Genomic DNA, 21,006 nt, shown 5'->3' on the forward strand with positions numbered 1-21,006 from the left:
TGGGCGCCGGTTTCACGCTTACGGTCGGGGTCGGTTCCGCACTTACAGTGGGCGCCGGTTTCACGCTTACGGTCGGGGTTGGTTCCGCACTTGCAGTCGGGGTCGGTTCCGCACTTACCGCCGCAGTTGGTGTCACTGTAGGCACAACTGTAACTGTGGGCTCATTTTTCCCCTTATTATCTGCATAACTCTCTTCTGCCAGAACCGGCAAAATAAACACAGGACCAGCCGTTTCTGCTGAAGTAGTAGAAAAACTGGTATACTCCACACGCTCCTCACCAATGGTAATATATTGTCCCTTTGTAGAGCGTCCCACCAGCAAATATCGTGAAGATGGAGGGATTCCCACATCATCCCATGTGGCATCCACCAGATACCAGTTTCCATCATCCATCTGTACATAATTCCACATGTGCGCTCCAGGAGTTCCTGAAGAAGTTCCCCTGGCTGTTCCGCTGACACAGGCACAATTTATTCCCATATAATAGCAGAAAATTTTCATGGATTTCGCATAGCCCTCGCAGACAAATGCAGGATCTGCATCCAGAAACAACGAGGCGGCAGAATGCACCCACAAAGTATTATCGTTCCTGTAAGTAACTCTCTGACAGATATAATCATGAATCCGCTTTATTTTCTGCTCCATATCCATGCCCAAAGTCTGCTCATTCAGCTCTGCAACAGCATTCTGAACACCATCCATAAAATCCCCCATTCGAGTATGGCATTCTCACTGATTTCCCTGTTCGCCGGTTTAAAGGTGAAATTCTTAAATGTTCCCCTGTATCCGGTAGAAGAGGACCCATCCCTAACACAGCTGACCCGGTATCCATAGTTGCTGCCCCTGAACCAGAAAGCCTGTGGATAATCATAGGAAAAAGCATCTGAAGCTGCCTGAATTGCTGTTTTCACATCATCGGTAGCCTGTACATAGCTTTCTCCTTTTCTCTGAAAACTGCCATCCTCAACAACTGCTTCAAATGTAATGGTATCAGGAAATTCAAAAGGAAAATCAACGCTTTCCAGATACTGGCTGTAATCCACCACATAATTCTGCACCAGAAGATCGTACAAGGCCTTTGCATTTCCATCCAGCTGGGCACCATAGCTGTCCGTGTAATAGTCCAGAGAAAAAAGGCTGATGCCGCTGTCAACGGAATCTCCTGCAATAGCACCGGAGATGATCTCACCAGATTCTTCTGCCTCAATCCTGTCATTTTCCTCTGTGGAAATTTCAGCCTGAAAGCCATTTAAATCCTCATTCCCCACTTCAGGAGCAGCTGAAAATTTCTCCTCGTTCTCCTCGTCAGCCCATATTTCTTCTACTGCCCCAAAGCCTTCTGCATCCTGCATTTCTGCGGCAACGCACAGGGGCTGAGCAGCCATGACAAATGTTGAAAGTATAACCAGTAAGCGCTTCCGTTTCTTCATTTATCCCTCTCTTTTCTTATAAATCATTGCATATTTATTTCCGATTCGTTATAATATTTTAACATGAAATTTTATTTTTGTGTGAATAGCAGAGCATATTTCACAAATATTTTTTACACAGGAGATTCTATATATGAATAAAGAAAAGAAAATACCAGGACATATCCTCTCGCTTTTTATCATTCTTCTCTCTATCAGTGGTGTATGTCTTCTTATGTATAAAGCCCAGTTTCGTTTTACCTTCATCAGCCCATTGAGTACGTTATGATGACAACTCATAAACCTACAGGTACCATAACCTTGTCCTCGGATTCCCCCGTTCTTACAGAGACATTTACCTGTACAGTTCCTGAGTTAAAGATGTTTACAATCATATACAGGGCATTCAAGAACGTTATTTTCCTCCTCTTGCTCCCTGTTCTCAACTTAGATGGTGTCAGTAGATCACAAAAACAGCTGCAAAATATGGGAAACCATGATGGTGATTGAAATTCTTCTTATTATACAGACTACAACAATAATCATATAACGTAAAAAGTGGAAGCTCATTTTCGCGCTTCCACTTTTTTCATTTTATTTTTCTAAATTATTATACTGCTCCTGTATTCTCTGCAGTTCCATTTCAAAATCCTGCCGGTTCTTCTGGACCATTGTCTGCAGGACCAGTCCAGAAAACAATGACTGAATTGCTCCCAAAACAGCAAAACCACATACGATCAGAGTAGGAATTTTTCCCACGCGTCCGGTTTCAAGGAAGGTTACAAATACCGGGATAAAGAATCCAATTCCAAGGATCAAAAGCACTGCTGCCACCAGTCCGAAGAATGCCATTGGCTTATAATTGCGGTATAATTTGGCTATGGTTTTCAGCACCCGGAAGCCATCTGAATATGTATTCAGTTTGGATTCGCTGCCTTCGGGACGGTCTCTGTACTCGATCACTTCATTTTCGATATACATGTTCTTATCAACTGCGTGAATGCTCATTTCAGTCTCAATCTCAAACCCCTTGGATAATACAGGGAAGGACTTTACAAACTGGTAGCTGAATGCTCTGTAGCCTGTCATGATGTCGTTTATCTGGGTTTTAAACATAATGTTAATGCATTTACGCACCAGACTGTTTCCAAAATTATGGAATGGCCGCTTATTCTCTGTAAAATAAGTAGATGACAGACGATCTCCCACTACCATATCAACCTTTTTATTCAATACCTTCTCAACCATTGAAGGGGCAAATTCTGCGGGATAAGTATCATCTCCGTCTGCCATGATATAACACTGTGCATCAATTTCACGAAACATTCTGCGAATAACGTTTCCTTTGCCCTGCTGATATTCGTATCTGACTACAGCACCTGCTCTGCGGGCAATTTCATCTGTATGGTCAGTGGAATTATTATCGTATACATATATTACCGCTTCCGGCAATACTTTCTTGAAATCTGTTACAACCTTTTCTATGGTTTTGCTCTCGTTGTAACAGGGGATTAGTACTGCTATTTTATCCATTTTAAATGCATTCCTTTCCGACGATTCTTAAGTAAATTTTCTTTACGCAAAAAATCCGTCGATTGTCTTGTAGCTTTATTTTACTACATAGACAATCGACGGGCAAGGGGATTGTTCCCCAAACTATCCGATCAATACTTTTTTCCCCTCAAAAGCAAGTCCATAATGGAAAATATTCTCTTTCTGAATTCCCCGGCTTAAAAGCTCACAGTCATAATCTTTTTCGTTTATCTGCTGTAATGCATTTGCTACAGTATCTTCCAATGTCTTTTCTTTACGTGGATTAAATACTTTAAATTCCAGGACAAAGGCATCTTTCGTTTTCTCCAGGGGTTCCAGCATAACATCATATCGGCCAAATCCACTTTCCCGATTAGAGGTAACCCGATACTTTCCTGCAAGTTCAACAATCAGCCCAAGTACAAATCCATGATAAAATCTTTCAGGATTGGTATCATCAGACGGATTTCTGCCAGTATCAAAGGTACTGAATGTCGCTTCTGCTACACGGTTCATATATTCATTCATATAATCCAGATCTTTTGCCAGAAAAGCTTTCAGAAAATCATTATATGGGACTGTTTCATCAGAAAACCATCCCTCCACCATATCTTCAAAAAGCATTTTGACTTCCTGATTTGTCAAAGCCAATTCATAGCTGTATCTACCACTGGATACATCAAACTCACTCTTTACAACTTTCAAATAACCGCCAGCAAGAAACAGACTCCAGATTGCCCCCTTCTTCCGCTGCAGCTGCTCAAAAATAATTTCCTCGTCAATTTCCGTCTGAAAGCTTTTCCCTGCCAACAGATCTTCCATGACCATTTTTATCTGAGCAGATCCTTCTCTTACCAGTTTTCCCACAAGCTGATTGGAACTGGTATTTGCCCAGTAGGGTCTTAGCTTCTTCTCTTTCAAAAAACATGTGATTGACCATGGATTATAAATATCCTTTTTGTTTCCAAAGGAAAATCCGTCATACCATGTCTGTACTTCGCCTTGCCGATCTGACATTCCATATTTTTCCAGGGCGTCAAATACTTCTGTTTCTGTAAATCCAAAGCAATCAGCATATTGCTCCGAAGTAGTAGTTATAACTGTTAAATTGTTTAGATCAGAAAAAATAGACTCTTTACTAACCCTCGTTATTCCTGTCAACAGAGCTCGTTCCAGATAAGGATTTGTCTTAAATGTGGAATTAAATAATCCACGCATAAAACCTGTCAATTCGTCCCAAAATCCATACATGTAAGCTTCCTGCAACGGCGTATCGTACTCATCAAGAAAAATCAGAACCTTTTTTCCGTAATAACTGTGTAAGCACATAGAAAGACGCTTCAGTGACATTGCAGCAACTGCATCGGACATCATTGGCGCAACCAGAGAAAAATAATCTTTTTCTTCCTGACTTAAGCGTTCACTTTCCTTTAAAAATCCAAATTCGGCATATAAATCCTGAATTACCTGACAGATTGCCTCCCGGGCGGAGGTAAAAGTCTGCCCTTTTATGTCTGCGAAACTGAAAAAAATCACAGGGTATGTTCCCTGAATTTCTCTATATTTCTCATGATTCCAAATTGATAATCCCCGAAACAGTTCTCCTTCTCCCCTGTATTTTTCTGAGAAAAAGCATTCAAGCATATTTAAATTTAAAGATTTTCCGAATCGCCTTGGCCGCGTTATCAACGTAGCAACATCCTGGCTTTTCCACCATTGGCGGATAAAATCTGTTTTGTCAATGTAGAAGCTATTGGCTTCCCGAATGGATGCGAAGGCGGTATTGCCGAGGGAAATTGTCTGGTGGGAGGTGTTTTTTATTTTCATTTTACTGCTACTTTGCTGTTCTGATACTGATAACTGATTGTTTATCTGTTCCGATTTGGAGTTTTCACCAATCTTCATTTAAGCGCCCTCCCATTTCATAATAATATATTTTTAAAGAAATAAAAATCCGCCGATTGCTTATGTAGTTACATTGTACTACATGGGGAATCGGCGGGCAAGGGGATTATCTAGTCTTCTACAAGTTCAAATCTATATCGTTGCTTCACTTCCGGGTACTTATCACGATCCACTTCTGAGGCAAACATTTCTAAAGGCCTAATATACACTTTAAAGTCACCATACAAAGCCCGATACACAACAAACTGTTCTCCAGTTTCAGAATGCTCTGCTATATATAAAACTTTATATTCATTTCCTTTAAAATGCTTATACTTTCTGTTCGTCTCAATTTGTCTCATCGTTATGCTCCTTTTTATTAACTTGACAAGTTCAGCTAAATATCTATTTTTCTTTGTGTCTTAACTCTCTTCTAACTCTTTGAGCAAGTATGGAAAAAGAGCACTAATCGGTAACAGGCAAATGAAAGATAATCCATAACGTGGCCAGTAAGTAATTGGTGTAGCTACTAATAGTGTGGCTATATTTCCCAAACAAGGAATAAAAAATAGTAGATAACGCCATTTTCCTTCTACTAGTGCATACAGAATCATAAATAATGAAATCCATAAGCACAATGCAACAGATGGCATTTGCGTCACAACTGAAAAATACTTTTTTACAGTTAAATCAATACTCGAATTTTCCCCAAGAAGACTACCACTTGTAATATCATACACTTTTTAAACTCACTAGTCTCTCTTGGTGCTCCCATACATTTAATTCCCAATAGCTCAGCCTCCAGAAGCCACAAGTTTCCATAGCCCATGCTTCTATGAATAATATAGGATTTTTTATTAGCAGTGACATCCATACCTTTAGAAACTCCTTCTTATGTTCCTTAAAAACTCTGTATTAAAATCTTCACTCCACTTCATATGATCAACTAATCCTGGCCTATAATTATCTATATATTTCTCCAGCGGCATAATTTCATTCAAAAAAGACTTTTCTTCATTCGATATGTTACCCTCGTACACAACACTCCTTGCAACTTGTTGTAATGGTATTCCATATGCCCCAGTTGCAGTTCCCTCAATTCCAAACCCCAGGCTGATGCTGAATTCGTAGCAAAAATGGAGGATGTTCTGGATGTATATCAAAGACCATATGATCCGTCCAGACCGGTAATTTGTATTGATGAAACGAATAAACAGCTGATCCTTGAAAAACGGATTCCCTGTAAACCTGGGGAACCGGAAAAAGTAGATTCTGTTTATGTCCGGAATGGAGTTGCAGATATCTTTATGATATCTGAGCCGCTGGCAGGAAAACGGGAAACTGTTGTAAAACAGACTCGGACAGCAATCGATTTTGCTGAAGTTCTTCGCTATACAGCAGATGAGCTATATCCAAAAGCGGAAAAAATCATATTGGTCACAGATAACTTAAATATCCATGCGCCGTCTGCTTTGTACAAGGCGTTTTCAGCAGAAGAAGCAAATCGACTAACCAAACGTTTTGAATGGCATTACACGCCAAAACATGGCAGCTGGTTGGATATGGCAGAAATCGAAATAGGAGTTATGAGCCGCTAGGCACTTGCAAAACCATTTCCAGATTTCGAAAGTTTTGAAAAACAGGTTCGTAACTGGACAGTTAACCGAAATGCGAGATGCGTAAAAACAAATTGGCAGTTTACAACAGCTGATGCCAGAATTAAGCTGGCAAAGCTATATCCAACGATACTTTAAAAACTAGATGGATGCAATACTACTACTTTTTATAAAAATTCATGTTCTATTTTATCTGCAACTTTTTCCCACGTAAAACCTTTTATCAAACGTTCATAACTTTTTTCAGTTGCAGATATTCGATATTTCCTATTTTCCATTGAACGAAGTAACGCCTTCTCAACCAGATCTTTTTTGTTATTTTCTAAAATAATTCCATAAGAATCGTCTACTATAATTTCTTTTGCACCACCTCGCTCAGTTGTTATAACAAAGTTATGGCAAGCAATAGCCTCCATTACAGAAGTAGGCATTCCTTCTGATACAGATGGCAAGCAAAAAATATCAGATACTTTTAGCAAACTTACAACCTCTTCAAAAGTAACCTGCCCCATAAGTATCATATTTTTTGTATTACTTTCCTTTAATCTCTGATATAAAACTCCGTCTCCCGCCATAATTAAATAACTATTCGGAAAACACTTCTGAATATTTTGAAAAGCAGACTGTAACTGCAGCACCCCTTTTTCTTCAATCAACCTGCCTGTATATGCTATTACAATAGCATTTTCGGGAATACTATATTTGTCTCTCATGTCATCTTTCCGATTCAGCAAATTATTGATATCATCCATATCAACGGCATTATACAATGTAGAAATACCATTAATATGGAAATGTCCAAGCCACTCCAAACAAGCCTGTGATACACCATAGAACTCATTGCACTGCCTTTTTACAAGCCAGGTAATTCCATGTTCAAAAATCCGCTCCATTTTATCCAGTATCGCATTATGTACAGACATATGTGACGTACCATGTTCAATAACAATATTGCGTTTTGCATACTTTCTCCCGAATGTTACTCCTACAAGAGAATGAATATAAAATCTAGTATTTGTAATCACTAAATCGTATTTTTGTTTCTTCAACATTCTCATCAGTTTACGGTATTCTCCGTTAAACTTTACGGTCGGAAACCTTCCATTCATCAGATTATAGCAGGGCAGGCGATATATTTTAATCCCATTTTCGATTTCAAATTCTTTCAGTTTTGAAATTCTAGATGTAACAATTGTAACATCTATCCCTTTTTTCTGCAGTTGCTTTGCAATATTATAAGTATACCGTTCAACACCTCCAACGGTAGGTAAATACTGTGCTGAAAAAATACATACTTTTTTCATTTTTAACTATCCTTTTGATCTTTATCATTACTGTCTGTTTCAAATTTCTCATCTATAGCTATTTTTTGTGACAATTCTTTAATACGGTATTCCAAATTTGAAATTTCGATTGTTGCCATAAACAATTTTATAATGACAATAAAGAGAATTACCAAAAAAATAAAGTTGGTAGAAGAATAAATTCCAAGCAGTTTAGCACCCCAAATCGTAAGTTGTGGAAACAAACTTATTACAATCAGAAGAAATGCAAACATGAGCCAAAAAATAGCATGTTCTATCTGAAGTTTCGAATTTCTTATCTTTTTGATCATAAAAACTGTTGTCAAAATAGAACAAACAATCAAGGCAATCCTAAATACAAGAGAAATCATCTTTCGACCTCCTCACTATTTATTATCTCAACCTCGTATTTTCGCTTTCTAAAATTCTGCAATACAATAATTGAAATTAGCATTTTCGTCATATACCAAATTGATTTTGTAAAATTCAGATAACTCTCGCCGGCAATTCTCTCTGCCATTTTCACCTGTACTTCTCCAATCTTTGCTCCCTGTTTAAGCAAAAATGAAATGGTATCAGGTTCTGGTCCATAATTAATGTTACTGGCAAATTCCTTAATCATGTTTCGATTAAATATACGCATTCCAGATGTCGGATCCATAACTCTGACTCCGGTAGTCATATGAATTGCCCATGAAATCATATTACTCCCCAGCATACGCATAGATTTCGGTTTTTTTTCCGTTACAAACCGAGAACCAATTACAATATCATATCCTTCATTTATTTTTTTGATCAGCGCTTCAATATATTCAGGCAAATGCTGTCCATCTGCATCCATCTGCATAGCATAATCATAATTTTTTAAATATGCGTACTTTAATCCAGTCTGAAATGCACCCGCCAATCCTAAATTAATTGGAAGATCTATAATTTCATATCCACTTTTATGACAAATTTCAGAGGTATGGTCTGTTGAACCATCATTTACAATGATATAATCATACTGAGGATATCTCTCAACCAATTCGTCAATTACTTTGGTAATACAATTTTCTTCATTATAGGCCGGAATAATAAGTAATATTTTCATTCTATTTTTCCTCATTTACAGCTTTCGTATAAATATTTTCTAGTTGTTTTACTGTTTCATATATATCGTAGTTGGCAGTTCTTATTTCTTCCAATCTATTTATGCGAGGTATGTTCTTATACATATCCAGAATTGTCTCAGCCCACACTTTTGCACCTGCTGCAATCTGCTCTCTCTTAACACACCGTGTCACTATAGCTTCATCCGGAACTCCTTCTGAAATCAAACATGGAAGACCTGCTGCTTGAGCTTCAACTGCTACAATTCCCAAACCTTCGTGAATAGAAGGAAAAACAAATCCATCCATCATAATCATAAGCTCAGGAATATCTTCTCTCACTCCCAGAAAATGTACCTTATCTACAAGTTTCATATCTTGCACTTTTCTTTTTATTTTATCTTCTAGTCCCCCGCGTCCCACTAATATAAACTCTGCTTTAGGTTCAATTTTCACAATTTCCGAAAAAACTTCCAAAAGAAAAGTATGATTCTTCAAGGGAATAAAACGTCCCACATGTCCAAATACAATTTTCCCCTCCATTCCTAAAGAGGTTTTCATTTTTCTTTGTATTTCAGAATCATAAACATACTTACTGGCATCAATGCTATTGTTTAAAACCTTAAACTTTTCAGAAGAAACTACTTTTTTTCCGTACTGATCTACACCAGCCTGATAAGAACATCCTAAGTAATAATCAGAGATCCATCTGTTATCTAATGTCATAATTTTGAAAATAATATCCGAAAGATTGTCCATTTTGTTAAGTGCATGACTATGTGCAATTGTATATCGTCCTAATTTATTTGCGACTCTTAAATATACAGATGCACTACTTCCAATATGTCCATGTACAATCTGAATTTCTGGATGCGCTTCCAATAACTTCTTAAACTGACTCTTATAAGACCCATAATTATATATTCTATATGGAATAATGTGAAAAATTCGACCTCCTAATTTTAAAATCTCATCATCATAGTCGCATTTATTTTCTACATGTACCAAAAAATCAAACTTAATTCTACTTCGATCAATATGACGATACAGATTCATAATCATAGTTTCTGCACCACCTCTATCCATTGCTCTTATAACGTGTAGAACATGAATACACTCACTCATTATTACAACTCCCTTTTTTACAAAAATCTCTCAAAAATGTGCTCTGCATTTTCTTCAATATCATAACCAGCACTAATAATTTGTGCTCTTGTGTCCTTGCGATGTTCTTTTAACAATTCTTCCATATCTTCCACCCATTTTTCCAACGGTGCCTCAAGACTTTCGAATTTTACTGACTCCGTAATCTTCACCTGTGTAGTAATAGTATCAGAAAACAGACATGGTAATCCTGAAGCCTGCGCCTCTATAGCAGAAACTGGAAGTCCTTCAAATCTGGATGGCATCAAAAGCAGATCAGCTGCCTGCATTAGCCGGTCAACATCTCCTCTATTCCCCAAAAACATAACACAATCCGTCAAACCAAGCTTTTTAACCTGATTTTTCACTTCTTCCATAAGCTCTCCATCACCAATCAACAGCAAAACAGAAGTTGGATATTTTTTATAAAATTCTGAAAAAACATTAACTAAAAAGCTATGATTTTTCTGAAAATGAAATCTGCCAACATTCGTAATAACAATCTTATCACTTATCTTAAGATCTAATCGAGTTTTCATTCTTATATTTTCATTATAGGAGTATTTATCTGTTTCAATAGCGTTATTAATCAGACAATAGTTGTTCTGTTTTACAATATTGTCACCAAACATAAATTTTCCAGCAACATCAGAGCATGCAAAAAAATGTGTAACATATTTGCTGATAGCTTTTTTGTGTTGTAAGTGAGAAATCAAAACTAATTTACTCCCCATGTTTTCAGAATTATGGCTATGTGCAATCCTAACCGGAATTCCATATTTTTTTGCTGCTTTTAACCAGGTAATATCTGAAAGTGTGCAGAAATTGCACCAGAGAATATCATAATTTCCTTTTTTTACTATTTCATTTACCCTACAGTTATATCCCAAAGGATTTTTTATTCTTTCTGGAACATAATGAATTTTTACTTCTCGTTTTAATTTTTCTCCCAAATATTGCGGAGTCCTATTCATAATAATAAGTTCAACTGTATATTTATTTTCAGGTAAATGATTTACATAATTTAAGATAAAGGCCTCTACGCCCCCATACATATTACTAAGACCATATATTAATATTTTTTTCATCTTCATATTTTAAAATATTTCACCAACCAGAATACTAAAATTTTTATTATTTCTGTTACTACATAATATATTTGTGACAGCCACTTTTTCTTAATCTCAAAGAAATATCTATTTCTTATTTTCAAGCGTTCTGCATAGAATCTCAAGTACCATTCTTTAATGCCCCCTGCTTTCCGTAACAGATCAATCACCTTATATTCGGAATAAATTGTTTGTTTTTCATTTGAAGAAAAGTTTTCCCCTGTAGAAACATGCGTATATAAATATTCCGGATTATAACTGATGTTTAGCTTTTCTCCAAACATCAGCATCCAGAGATACATATCATCAGCACAATTCTCCCATAGAATATTTTCCATCCAGAAAACAGGGATCGCACTTTTACGAATTAGGCATTGACCAGGAGATGCAATAACATTTCCAAATGCAACATATGGTGCAATGGTAGTTGCATCTTTTAGTGTCTTATCATTTTTAAATATTGGATAATTTTTCCCGGATATCTGTCTTTTTCCATTTGCTATTACCATATCAGTTTTATATTTTTGAATACATTCAAACTGACTTAATAGCCATCTTTCTGATACAATGTCATCCTGATCCAACATCCATATATATTCCTGACTAGCTTCGCAAATGCCGTTTACTCGGGTTTTATGTATTCCATAATTCTTATTGTTTTCGATTATCCGATAATATCCACTAATTTCTTTTAAAAATTCTTTTTCCAAAGCATCCCCAGGACTATCATTTATAAACAGAATTTCAATTTTCTCATCAAACTTTTTTTCATATTCTTTAATATTATCAGCTAACACTTTTGATAAATTTTCTAAATATTTATTTCCATGATAGTATGGAATAATTACTGATACACCCAACTTTTTTCCTTCCTTTAACTACTTACTTCTGAACTGCTTTACTATTTCTTTTATTGGTCCAATTATTTGGGCATTTAAGATATTTAATAATATAAAATACACTACCACACAACTCAATACCGTAACACAAATACTTGGAATAATAGTTAAATTAAATGTTCTTATATACAAGCCAACAGCAAACATACCAAGCCCAGCCACAGAATATTTCCATAATTCACCATACAACTTGACATTTCTATAAAATCTTCTCATTTTGATGCTCAGAATAAGATATACAGTTCCTTCCGCAATAATTGTTGCTACGGCTGCACCTCTTGCCCCATAAGGAATAATCAAGATAAAATTAAATAACATATTTACACATGCGCCTGCAATTGTTGAAATTAATGTATCTTTTTCTTTGCCAAATGGAACAAATATTTGAAAAACCAACAAGCCATTAATCGCTGATAAAACAATATTCGGGCTTAAAATGCACATAATTGGAACAGCATTCTGAAATTCAGCGCCACTAAAAATCGTAATCAACTCATTACTCAATAATATAAATCCAAATGCACAAGGTATGGCAAGTCCAATTAAGTAATTTACTGCATTATAAATAATCTCCTTGTATTCCTTCTCCATTCCTTGTTTTATGTAATAGGAAAGCCGTGGAATCAATACTGTACATGCAGAGGAAATCAAAGTCGTCAACGTCCTGTTGAGTTTTACTGCTGCTGAATATAAACCTACCTCAGTTTCACCTTTCATTGCACCAATCATTGTAGTATCCATATTCAAATAAATCTGTGACGCTACACTCATTCCAAAAATAATCAATATAGGAGGCAAATGTTTTTTTAACTCATAATGTTTTCTTCCAAAAAGTCTGATATATTTTCTCTTATAAAATATATTAAAAATATTTGATCCAACATTTGCCATCACTACTAACCCAGCATAAATAATATAGTCATCACGGCTGCGGACAAAGCAAAACATACATATGAGGGCAAGAACCTGAAATACAAACGTTCTGACGGTAATATATACATAATCCTCAAATATATTAAAAACCCAACTCACACCTATCAGATTAAAAATCATAGTAGTTCCGCATAGCAACAGAATATTCTGATAATTTTTTAACACAGGTAGGAAAGAGCACAGAACCAATCCTGCATAAGCAACAGCAGTCGAAATAGAATTGATAATAACAATCTCACTGCATACTTGATTTAATTGTTCCTTATTTTCACGTATCTTTGCACCTTCTCTTACAGCATACGTCGTAATGCCTAATTCTGCAAAAAGGACAAAATAATTCGATATAGAATTCGCATAATCGACTCTTCCAATTCCGTTTACCCCCAATACTCTGGAAGCATATGGAAATGTGATCAGTGGAAAAATAATACTCAGTACAGTTTTTATTATATTTATAACTGAATTAACTTTTAGCGATTTCGTTTGACTCATCTGTTCCCCTTATGTTTTCTTATGACTTACAATAATCTTGGTTGCAGAAAAAAGCTATATATTGATACAAGCCAAAATATATTTGCTGATAACAGAACAAGTTTCGAAACGCTTTCTCCAGATATCTGTATATATACTTTTTTGTTTGTAACCAACAACGCTACTAAATAAAGTAAGGGCAAATAGTATCTTGCCTGAACACCAGCTATAGATTCTACTCCCACTGGAGTAAAGCTTAAATACAATGCAACCCAAATTAATATAACTGTAATTATTATAACAAAAATAATAAATAATCTATACAAAGAACTGTAGGAAATCACACTATCCTGCTTATCTCTATAAATCAGCGTAAGTAAGAGTACCGGAAGCAAAAGCACAACCCATTTATGCGATAATACACCTAATGCACCAAAATTTAAGAACATCAAATTCCCTACAAAATAGTTACTTGAAGAAGGATCTCCAAGGTTTCTAAAATTATCAAACCTCAAAATATCAGTAACTAATAATTTTATAGTTGCCCATGGATGCTGAATCATAGAAAGCATCTGTCTTACAACACTTGTATCTCCCCCTCTGGAATCTCCTCCAAAAGATACATTTCCAGCAATTGTATTAGAAAATACAGGCAGAACAAATGTCATCAGTACTAACCCCAAAATTGTCAATATTCCAATCCAAAATATAACCTTATACTTTTTTTTCATTTTCTGAACTCGTGGTAATAGCAACATAACAAGAATCAATGGAATATACACAGCCTTTGATAGACAGCCTACAGAAAAAAGAAAAATCGAGCTAATCATATTTACAGCCTGATACTTTTTCTGTGAATAGAACATTTCATTGCACCATAAAACGCTTCCCAATGTTACACAGGCAAAAACCACTGCATCATACGAATAAGAAGCAGCTAAATAAATTGACGTCGGCATCATTGCTATAAATACCAAAAACAATTTCTTCTTTTTTGCTAATCTAATAGCTAGGAACATGATTGCAACATAAAATAAAAGATTTCCAATTTTCCCAAGCATATACATGTTTGAAAATGAAAAATTAAGCAGCATTCCAATTTTCATCATAATAGCCATAGGAATATATGCCAAAAAGGAATATGAAACAACCCCCGTCTCTTTTGTTTCCAAATGTAGAACTTCTCTTCCTTTTTCATTCATTGCAGCTCGCAATTCTGCATATTCCGCCTTCGTATTGCAACTTGGAGTTTTTTTATCTATTATAGTCTGTGTAGCCTCGGACCACTTTACATGCTTACCACTGGCAATACTATAAACATTCTGAAAATGTACCTCTTCATCCCAGGCATTATAAGTCGGCTGTGCATAAATTATAACAAGTAGCCCAAAGACGAGCGAAAAACAAAGGAAATACCATTCAACCTTTTGTACAAATTTTTTTTCAAATATCATTGCATACAATAATGCAAGCAAGCATACTACAAATAATACCCGATATTTATTAATCTCAAAACGATTTGAAAAAGCAACTGAATGTAATTCCGTTTTCTCTGGCTTATAAAGAGTTATTTTAATAGCTTTAACTTTCTTATTTAAATTAGTATAACTTTCAGAAAACCACGTACTAATATTATCCCAATAACTTACCTTTTCCGATTTGCCAAATCCATTAAGTTGCTGGACTTCCATCACATATGCATCATCACTTGCAAATTCGCCAACAAGTCTTATTTGCTTAATATATAATGCTTTATCTGTTGTAAAATCAATCACATATTTTTCATACTCACCTTCTTCTTCCAATTTCATATGTTCAGTAACATCCATCCAATCATATCCACCAATAATTGACTGAAAGTTGAAGATAATTTCAATAAAAGCCGTCAGTAATACAATAGCCAACACAGCCAATATTCTTTTGTATTTTTTTATATCTTTTGCTTTATTTAACAGTTTCAACCTTACTCTCCTCATAACTGATGTAAAAAACATAACTACTCAATAAGCTCAATGCAAAAATCAATGCACATGCCCATACATACGGATGTTTGGGGTTCAGAGTCTCAATTGCATATAAAATTGAATAATATTCCCCATAACTTCCAGATTCTTCGTATCTAAAATAACTTCCCGTATTTATATTTCCTAAAAGCGATACACGAGTCTCTGAAGAAATTCCTGTTCCCTTTATTACAACCGTATATTCTCCATCTCTTTTCTCGAAATCATTCACAAGAATTTCTACTGAATTCAGCGAAGTTCCTTCCGTCAATGAAGCCAGTTCTTTCACTGAAAAAGTTTGTTTTGTAAGTGTTTCATTATTATATTCAATAGCACAGGTAACTTTTCCGTTTTCATCGTCACCATCCACACCAAAATATAAATTTACACCATACAATTTTTCATCATATAGGTTAAATTTTAGTTTCATCTGTTTCTCATCTGTAATCGACCCAATTCTTGGAATACTATGTAAATTTCCATAACTACTTACATCAATATTAGATGTTAGAGTTTCTTTTCGCTCTATCGGGACTATGCAGGATAAAATCAGCGCCAAAAAGCATCCAATATTTATTACACGTAGTACCCATTTTAATTGTTTATTCATACTTTTTTCCTTTTTTTATAAATATCTATTAATATTTTCAATTGTAGCAAAAAATCCTAGTAAAAACAAGGCGTTTTTATTTGACGAATTCTGTTTCAAATAGTAATATATTTTTAAAGGAGATTATATTATGCCAAAAAAATTGTTATACTTTTTTTCATTATCTATTCTTTTCTTATTTCTATCAGCACTTCCAATAAGTGCTGCCGAAAAGGAGGATACTGTTTCTGTTAATGTTTTCAATAATATGTATTATGGTACGTTAGAAAAAAATAATGATGGTGAATCTGTTTTTTCATTATTTTCTGATCAAAGCGATTCCACATTTACGATCACTGGTAATTGGTCCGAGGCCTTAAATTCATTCGATGGTACCTGTATCATTTCCTATCAAGATGGAACCATACAGGAAGTCACATTCAAAAAAGGAATTATTAAAAAAGAGGTAAAAACTACTTTTCCAGATGGAACTTACCAAATTTTTGAAACCAAGAACGGTAAACCATGCAAAAAAATTTTTACCTACTCAAAAAATGGTACACTTTTAGATTTAGATTGGTTTGATCATTGCCGGTCAGTAAAGGAATTAAATGCATCCGCAGTTACTTTAGATTACGAAACATTAATCAATACACCGTATAACTACTCAGACATACCGGTTAAGCTTTCCGGAACTGTAGTAGAGCTTTATGAAATTCCAACACACGGTTATATAAAAATACGAGATACTGATAATCATCTATTTTTATTCAACTATCCTAATACATCTATCCAGTCCGCTTTTTCAACCAATATCGAAAATGTTTCAATAGGTGATACCATTGACATTTATGGTATGCTAGACAGCATAAATGATTACTCACAGAATCAGCTTTCCCTATACGAACATTCTCTTGGTTATCAAATGGACTTTGATACTTTTGAAAATTTGATTACAGATTCAGATTTTCTTGCAAGTATAAAATATTGTAGCACTATCGACGATAATGATTTAAAAAAGCCGATTCCAGTTTTCAACGCATATTACTGGCAAACAAATGAAACAAATATCGACCCGTTGCATCTTACTTTCAGCTATGAAGAAATTTGCAAGTATCCATATTATTACAAAGATGAGGATCTGTCCGTAACAGGCAAAGTTATTTATGAAGAGCTTAATTCTTCTGGCAACCGTGCCACCCTCCTTATCCAAAAAGGAAACTCTTCTGAAATATACGGAACTACTTACAAAGCAGAAGATTACTCTTCTTTACTAGGCAAAACAGTTTCCTGTTCTGGTTCAAGTAATGGAAATCGTAAAATTGCTTACTATAATATGGACACTCAGACAATGGGATACGCTCTTTTTCCTAACATTAAACTTTCTAAATTAAATTTAGTATCTAATTAAACTTCAAGGGCTCTATGTCAATAATTACAGTTTTGACATAAAGCCCTTATTTTAATTAAGCTTCTTTATACTCCATTCTTTTCTGCAAATAATCTTGCCATTTTCCTCGAAAAATAATCATATTCCTTGCGCGTCTTTCTCGAACCACAGTAGGTTCATCTGTACTTTGAGTTCCAAACTCATAGTGAAATACCAGACAATTACCGCAACAATAATTACGTAATCCTCTTTTCTGCAATTTCAAGCAAAAATCTACATCTTCGTATCCATAAAGATATTGTTCGTCAAATCCTTCACACAGCCAGAAATTTTCTTTTCTCACAAGTAAAACTGCCGCAGTTACACATGCCCACTCATGGTCTTCTCTGCTCATACAAGCATGCAATTCTTCACCATTATTTACATTATATGGTTGCCAATATCTAATATTTTCCCGTATTCCGTCACGAAAGGCAATTCCTTCATGCTGAATTGTGTACGATTTCCCTTTATTAATACTGTAATTTGGAATTTCAGGATAAACTAATGTTGCTCCGATTGCACCCACATTCTCGTTATTCAGCGCACTAAGCAGCAATTCATCAAGCCAGCCATCAGTTACTTCAGTATCATTGTTTAGAAATAAAAGATACTCTCCTTCAGCATAGTTTGCTCCAATATTATTTGCGGCTGAAAAAGAAAGATTTTCATCATTTCGAATCACTTTTATTGGAAGTACCGCCTGATATTCTTTTATAATGTCTAAAGATTCATCCTCCGACGCATTGTCGACCATAATGATTTCAAAATTGTCATAAAATGTTCTTTCATGCAAAGATTTTAATAACTTTGAAAGCTGACTTTTTCCATTATGATTTACTATGATGATAGATACCAAGGGATGTGCCTGCTTCAAGATACTCCTTTCTGGATGGCACATTGCTTCCATGTCTCTCTGTACTTTTCTGAAATGAATATTATCAATTTCTCGAAAAACTTCATTTCGCCTTACTTCAAAACTCATTTTTTGAATACAAGCTTTCAGTTCTTTATTCTCGCTCCTCAGTTTCGTTATCTCGTTATTACACTTCTCCCATTTTTTTATTAGCTTATCAATTATGGGCACTTTGTAAATTATTTTTTTTAAACTCTGCATATTTTCTCCACACTTTTCTCTAAAGATATCACTGTTCACTCCGCGCTCAGTAACACGTTTCGCGCCGAAGTTCTCGTTTTTTCTATTAACTTTTTTTCACAAAACAAACATGTCTCCTACCTCGACATCACCATATATAAAAGATAAGAAACTAAACTAATTCATTTGATTTGCTATTACTTTAAAAACTTTTTATTTATGGCTATTCTAGTTCTTTCTATTAACCATCTTTCTCCATATACCAAAATCAATGGTACTGCCACACCCACAATATAATAAATGGGCCATAACTTTTCAAAGGAATAAGGAAAACATTCCAGTGTTTCATTTCCAAGCTTCCATATCTTGCAAATCATCAAATCAAAACATTTGAAAGTAATAATATGAAGTGCCATAATATGATAGCTATTTTTCCAGCTGTACAAAATAATGTCCGTAATACTCCAACCTTATCAAATCCCTGAGCAATACAAATACAGAAAGTAATCCCCAGTATTGTAATTGGATAAAAAATCAACGGATGAAGAATCATGTTTGCCGACAATTCAACCATTCCTATATTGAGAGATAGAATTTTCCAAATAACAATGCCTAAAATTGGAGATAACCACCATTGTAAATATTTCATCATATACTGACGGTAATGCTGAAATAAATATCCCAAATAAATAACTGTAATTCCAAGAACAGAAGTCTGTATATGATACTGCAAAATAACCTCGTTATCATTTAACCAAATGCCAACTATAGCAGTTAAAACTCCACATAAAATATGCCATATTATTGGATATTTCATTTTTTCAGCATGATAATACAATAACATAAACATACTTACACCAATAAAAAACATTGAAACAAACCAAAATGCACTCAGCATAGCCTCGGATGTTCCAAAAATACATGCCTCAAATATTAGTTTTATAATATCTAATTTTCCATATACAATTGTATCACTCTTAAGTATATGAATTTTCAGAAAAAAATTATGCAAAAGAATAAACACAATACTATATTTCACATAAATGGGGAGTACTCCTCCTAACCGTTTTCCAATTTGCATATATGGCGTTATATCGTTACGCGGTTTAAAGCTCATCCCTGCAACAAAAAAGAATATCATTAAATGATATGTGTAAACAAATGGACCAATTGGAAAATTGCATCCTGGCAGTATCCAACTTGAATGTCCTATAACAATTGAAGTTATTCCAATCCCCTTCAATAAATCGATCAGAGTATCTCTTTGCTTTTCCATTCTCTTTCCCATTCTTTTTCAGCTGATAAACTTATTACTTTTGCAAATGTTTCTCCACAATCTCCACCAGTTCCCTTGCTCTCGCCTCAAAGGAATATTGCTCCTTAATCACCGGCCACTGCTCGTCGACTTTTGCTTTCACTTCTTCATAGTTGTTCTCAATTTTCTTCACGCACTGGTGGAATTCTTCTTTATTGCTATAGTACAGCACTGCTTCCGGAAAGATTTCCCTGAGCTCATCGCAGCAGTCAGATATTACCGGGAGACCGCAGGCCAGGGCATCGAAAATGCGATTATTCACAAACTGGTAATCCAGCATGTCTTTCCAGTGGTCGTTCAATGTGACGCGGGCACTTCGGTAAAGGGCGGGAATCTGGCTGTTTTCGATGAAAACGTCCTGTACCATGGTCTTATCTGGGCCTAACATGGCTTTCCAGCCGGCACCCCAGATTTTCAGCGGAAGCTTATCCTGTGCTGCCCATAATACACAGGGGCGGGCCACACCACGGGAATTTCCAATAAATAAATAATCTTTTCCACGGCTGCATTCAGCTGCCTGATCCGGGTAAAAAAGCTCAGTGTCTGTACACTGAAGCAATGGATAAACAGGAACCGTAAGCTTCGCCTGAAGCTCCCTGGCATAATGGCGGGAACCTACGCATACAATATCATAGAGCTGGTATTCTTCTTGGGTAACCATCTCCGGGTGGCTGATATTCCACATAATGTAGAGGCATTTGGTGTTTCGGCGATCCGGACGGTAAAATTCGCAGCCTCGAAGTACAAGAACCACATCTGCGTTCACTTCACAGTCCCAGTCTTCGTGCAGGTCAATTATAGTGTACATTCCCATTCGATCCAGGTAACGTTTCAAGGCAACTGCATACGCATAATCGCCCCAACGGATCTTTTTTTCCTCAGGAGCAGGACATTTGATCACCCAGATCTGGCGTTCTTTCGCTTCACGCTGCACCTGTGCAGCCCGTTTTCCCCAGTCGTCCCGGCGGTGCAGTTCCTGTGACACATATTCCTTCAGCTCCAGCATGGACTGGCTGTTTTTCTGAAGCTCCAGGAGGATTTTTTCCTGGCGTTTATTCTCTTTTTCCAGTTCACGCAGCTTATTGTCCATATAGGTGCGGCTTACCGGAATAAAGCTTCGTAATTTCTGTTTCAGGGTATTCCAAAAGCTCATATAGAAACTCCTTGTATAATAAGTTGTC

Annotated in this window: 21 protein-coding genes; 3 read left to right on the forward strand and 18 right to left on the reverse strand. The window is 35.7% G+C overall.

The window, feature by feature from the left end:
* Positions 1-703, reverse strand: a 703-nt coding sequence (locus tag DW904_RS16525) for a transglutaminase-like domain-containing protein (protein WP_202187753.1), incomplete at its 3' end; no start/stop codon positions are given.
* Positions 670-1,431, reverse strand: coding sequence for a hypothetical protein (locus DW904_RS16530; RefSeq protein ID WP_118582803.1), 762 nt, complete (start codon positions 1,429-1,431; stop codon positions 670-672). The genes DW904_RS16525 and DW904_RS16530, both read right to left, overlap by 34 nt.
* Before the next feature lie 133 nt (positions 1,432-1,564).
* Here DW904_RS16530 and DW904_RS24635 point away from each other — a divergent pair, with 133 nt between their 5' ends.
* Positions 1,565-1,699 carry a hypothetical protein gene (locus tag DW904_RS24635; protein ID WP_279254403.1) on the forward strand — a complete coding sequence of 45 codons (135 nt, stop codon included), beginning with the start codon at positions 1,565-1,567 and terminating at the stop codon, positions 1,697-1,699.
* Positions 1,700-2,004: 305 nt separating this feature from the next.
* On the opposite strand, the gene DW904_RS16535 is transcribed toward DW904_RS24635, so the two are convergent.
* The 4 genes from DW904_RS16535 to DW904_RS22625 form a co-directional block, all read right to left on the reverse strand.
* Positions 2,005-2,943, reverse strand: coding sequence for a glycosyltransferase family 2 protein (locus DW904_RS16535; protein WP_118582814.1), 939 nt, complete (start codon positions 2,941-2,943; stop codon positions 2,005-2,007).
* A 123-nt stretch (positions 2,944-3,066) separates the two neighbouring features.
* Complete coding sequence (locus DW904_RS16540) at positions 3,067-4,848, reverse strand: AAA family ATPase (protein WP_330634165.1); 1,782 nt, start codon at positions 4,846-4,848, stop codon at positions 3,067-3,069.
* A gap of 110 nt (positions 4,849-4,958) precedes the next feature.
* The gene (locus DW904_RS16545) at positions 4,959-5,189 is read right to left on the reverse strand and encodes a DUF1653 domain-containing protein (protein ID WP_118582817.1); all 231 of its coding nucleotides are present in this window, start codon (positions 5,187-5,189) and stop codon (positions 4,959-4,961) included.
* Positions 5,190-5,249: 60 nt separating this feature from the next.
* Complete coding sequence (locus DW904_RS22625; protein WP_147422337.1) at positions 5,250-5,567, reverse strand: hypothetical protein; 318 nt, start codon at positions 5,565-5,567, stop codon at positions 5,250-5,252.
* Between the two features lie 333 nt (positions 5,568-5,900).
* Between DW904_RS22625 and DW904_RS16555 the strand changes: the two genes are divergently transcribed.
* Positions 5,901-6,425, forward strand: coding sequence for an IS630 family transposase (locus tag DW904_RS16555; protein ID WP_226855193.1), 525 nt, complete (start codon positions 5,901-5,903; stop codon positions 6,423-6,425).
* A gap of 185 nt (positions 6,426-6,610) precedes the next feature.
* Here the strand turns inward: DW904_RS16555 and DW904_RS16560 are convergent, their stop codons facing one another.
* The 9 genes from DW904_RS16560 to DW904_RS16600 are packed head-to-tail and all read right to left on the reverse strand — an operon-like array spanning position 6,611 to position 16,006.
* A complete protein-coding gene (locus tag DW904_RS16560) occupies positions 6,611-7,747 on the reverse strand; it encodes a glycosyltransferase family 4 protein (protein WP_118582826.1) in 1,137 nt (378 codons plus the stop codon).
* A gap of 2 nt (positions 7,748-7,749) precedes the next feature.
* Complete coding sequence (locus DW904_RS16565) at positions 7,750-8,118, reverse strand: DUF2304 domain-containing protein (RefSeq protein ID WP_118582829.1); 369 nt, start codon at positions 8,116-8,118, stop codon at positions 7,750-7,752.
* Positions 8,115-8,840 (reverse strand): glycosyltransferase family 2 protein, encoded by a 726-nt coding sequence (locus DW904_RS16570; protein WP_118582832.1) that lies wholly within the window; start codon positions 8,838-8,840, stop codon positions 8,115-8,117. The genes DW904_RS16565 and DW904_RS16570 overlap by 4 nt, the downstream gene beginning before the upstream one ends.
* A gap of 1 nt (position 8,841) precedes the next feature.
* Positions 8,842-9,963, reverse strand: coding sequence for a glycosyltransferase family 1 protein (locus tag DW904_RS16575; protein ID WP_118582835.1), 1,122 nt, complete (start codon positions 9,961-9,963; stop codon positions 8,842-8,844).
* A gap of 17 nt (positions 9,964-9,980) precedes the next feature.
* The gene (locus DW904_RS16580; RefSeq protein WP_118582838.1) at positions 9,981-11,075 is read right to left on the reverse strand and encodes a glycosyltransferase family 1 protein; all 1,095 of its coding nucleotides are present in this window, start codon (positions 11,073-11,075) and stop codon (positions 9,981-9,983) included.
* Positions 11,072-11,950, reverse strand: a complete 879-nt coding sequence (locus tag DW904_RS16585; RefSeq protein ID WP_118582841.1) for a glycosyltransferase — start codon at positions 11,948-11,950, stop codon at positions 11,072-11,074. Before DW904_RS16585 ends, DW904_RS16580 begins: the two co-directional genes overlap by 4 nt.
* Positions 11,951-11,968: 18 nt before the next feature.
* Positions 11,969-13,414 (reverse strand): flippase, encoded by a 1,446-nt coding sequence (locus tag DW904_RS16590; RefSeq protein ID WP_118582844.1) that lies wholly within the window; start codon positions 13,412-13,414, stop codon positions 11,969-11,971.
* A 26-nt stretch (positions 13,415-13,440) separates the two neighbouring features.
* Complete coding sequence (locus DW904_RS16595) at positions 13,441-15,354, reverse strand: DUF2142 domain-containing protein (protein ID WP_195699619.1); 1,914 nt, start codon at positions 15,352-15,354, stop codon at positions 13,441-13,443.
* Positions 15,338-16,006: a hypothetical protein gene (locus DW904_RS16600; protein WP_147422338.1), complete on the reverse strand. Its 669-nt coding sequence runs from the start codon at positions 16,004-16,006 to the stop codon at positions 15,338-15,340. Before DW904_RS16600 ends, DW904_RS16595 begins: the two co-directional genes overlap by 17 nt.
* A gap of 130 nt (positions 16,007-16,136) precedes the next feature.
* On the opposite strand from DW904_RS16600, the gene DW904_RS16605 reads away from it, so the two are divergent.
* Positions 16,137-17,396 (forward strand): hypothetical protein, encoded by a 1,260-nt coding sequence (locus DW904_RS16605; protein ID WP_118582852.1) that lies wholly within the window; start codon positions 16,137-16,139, stop codon positions 17,394-17,396.
* A gap of 55 nt (positions 17,397-17,451) precedes the next feature.
* Here the strand turns inward: DW904_RS16605 and DW904_RS16610 are convergent, their stop codons facing one another.
* From DW904_RS16610 to DW904_RS16620, 3 genes are all read right to left on the reverse strand, one after another.
* The gene (locus tag DW904_RS16610; RefSeq protein WP_118582855.1) at positions 17,452-18,531 is read right to left on the reverse strand and encodes a glycosyltransferase family 2 protein; all 1,080 of its coding nucleotides are present in this window, start codon (positions 18,529-18,531) and stop codon (positions 17,452-17,454) included.
* A gap of 355 nt (positions 18,532-18,886) precedes the next feature.
* Positions 18,887-19,798: an acyltransferase family protein gene (locus tag DW904_RS16615; protein WP_147422339.1), complete on the reverse strand. Its 912-nt coding sequence runs from the start codon at positions 19,796-19,798 to the stop codon at positions 18,887-18,889.
* Between the two features lie 22 nt (positions 19,799-19,820).
* Positions 19,821-20,978, reverse strand: a complete 1,158-nt coding sequence (locus DW904_RS16620; protein ID WP_118582861.1) for a glycosyltransferase — start codon at positions 20,976-20,978, stop codon at positions 19,821-19,823.
* Positions 20,979-21,006 lie beyond the last annotated feature (28 nt).

The organism is Ruminococcus sp. AM42-11, assembly GCF_003480145.1.
GTDB classification, from domain to species: Bacteria; Bacillota; Clostridia; order Lachnospirales; family Lachnospiraceae; genus Blautia_A; species Blautia_A faecis.

What these genes read in the sequence shown, in the direction of transcription:
- DW904_RS16530 (WP_118582803.1), bottom strand. Translation starts at nt 1,431, where the DNA reads ATGAAGAAACGGAAGCGCTTACTGGTTATACTTTCAACATTTGTCATG.
- DW904_RS24635 (WP_279254403.1), top strand. Translation starts at nt 1,565, where the DNA reads ATGAATAAAGAAAAGAAAATACCAGGACATATCCTCTCGCTTTTTATC.
- DW904_RS16535 (WP_118582814.1), bottom strand. Translation starts at nt 2,943, where the DNA reads ATGGATAAAATAGCAGTACTAATCCCCTGTTACAACGAGAGCAAAACC.
- DW904_RS16540 (WP_330634165.1), bottom strand. Translation starts at nt 4,848, where the DNA reads ATGAAGATTGGTGAAAACTCCAAATCGGAACAGATAAACAATCAGTTA.
- DW904_RS16545 (WP_118582817.1), bottom strand. Translation starts at nt 5,189, where the DNA reads ATGAGACAAATTGAGACGAACAGAAAGTATAAGCATTTTAAAGGAAAT.
- DW904_RS16560 (WP_118582826.1), bottom strand. Translation starts at nt 7,747, where the DNA reads ATGAAAAAAGTATGTATTTTTTCAGCACAGTATTTACCTACCGTTGGA.
- DW904_RS16565 (WP_118582829.1), bottom strand. Translation starts at nt 8,118, where the DNA reads ATGATTTCTCTTGTATTTAGGATTGCCTTGATTGTTTGTTCTATTTTG.
- DW904_RS16570 (WP_118582832.1), bottom strand. Translation starts at nt 8,840, where the DNA reads ATGAAAATATTACTTATTATTCCGGCCTATAATGAAGAAAATTGTATT.
- DW904_RS16575 (WP_118582835.1), bottom strand. Translation starts at nt 9,963, where the DNA reads ATGAGTGAGTGTATTCATGTTCTACACGTTATAAGAGCAATGGATAGA.
- DW904_RS16580 (WP_118582838.1), bottom strand. Translation starts at nt 11,075, where the DNA reads ATGAAGATGAAAAAAATATTAATATATGGTCTTAGTAATATGTATGGG.
- DW904_RS16590 (WP_118582844.1), bottom strand. Translation starts at nt 13,414, where the DNA reads ATGAGTCAAACGAAATCGCTAAAAGTTAATTCAGTTATAAATATAATA.
- DW904_RS16600 (WP_147422338.1), bottom strand. Translation starts at nt 16,006, where the DNA reads ATGAATAAACAATTAAAATGGGTACTACGTGTAATAAATATTGGATGC.
- DW904_RS16605 (WP_118582852.1), top strand. Translation starts at nt 16,137, where the DNA reads ATGCCAAAAAAATTGTTATACTTTTTTTCATTATCTATTCTTTTCTTA.
- DW904_RS16610 (WP_118582855.1), bottom strand. Translation starts at nt 18,531, where the DNA reads ATGCAGAGTTTAAAAAAAATAATTTACAAAGTGCCCATAATTGATAAG.
- DW904_RS16615 (WP_147422339.1), bottom strand. Translation starts at nt 19,798, where the DNA reads ATGGGAAAGAGAATGGAAAAGCAAAGAGATACTCTGATCGATTTATTG.
- DW904_RS16620 (WP_118582861.1), bottom strand. Translation starts at nt 20,978, where the DNA reads ATGAGCTTTTGGAATACCCTGAAACAGAAATTACGAAGCTTTATTCCG.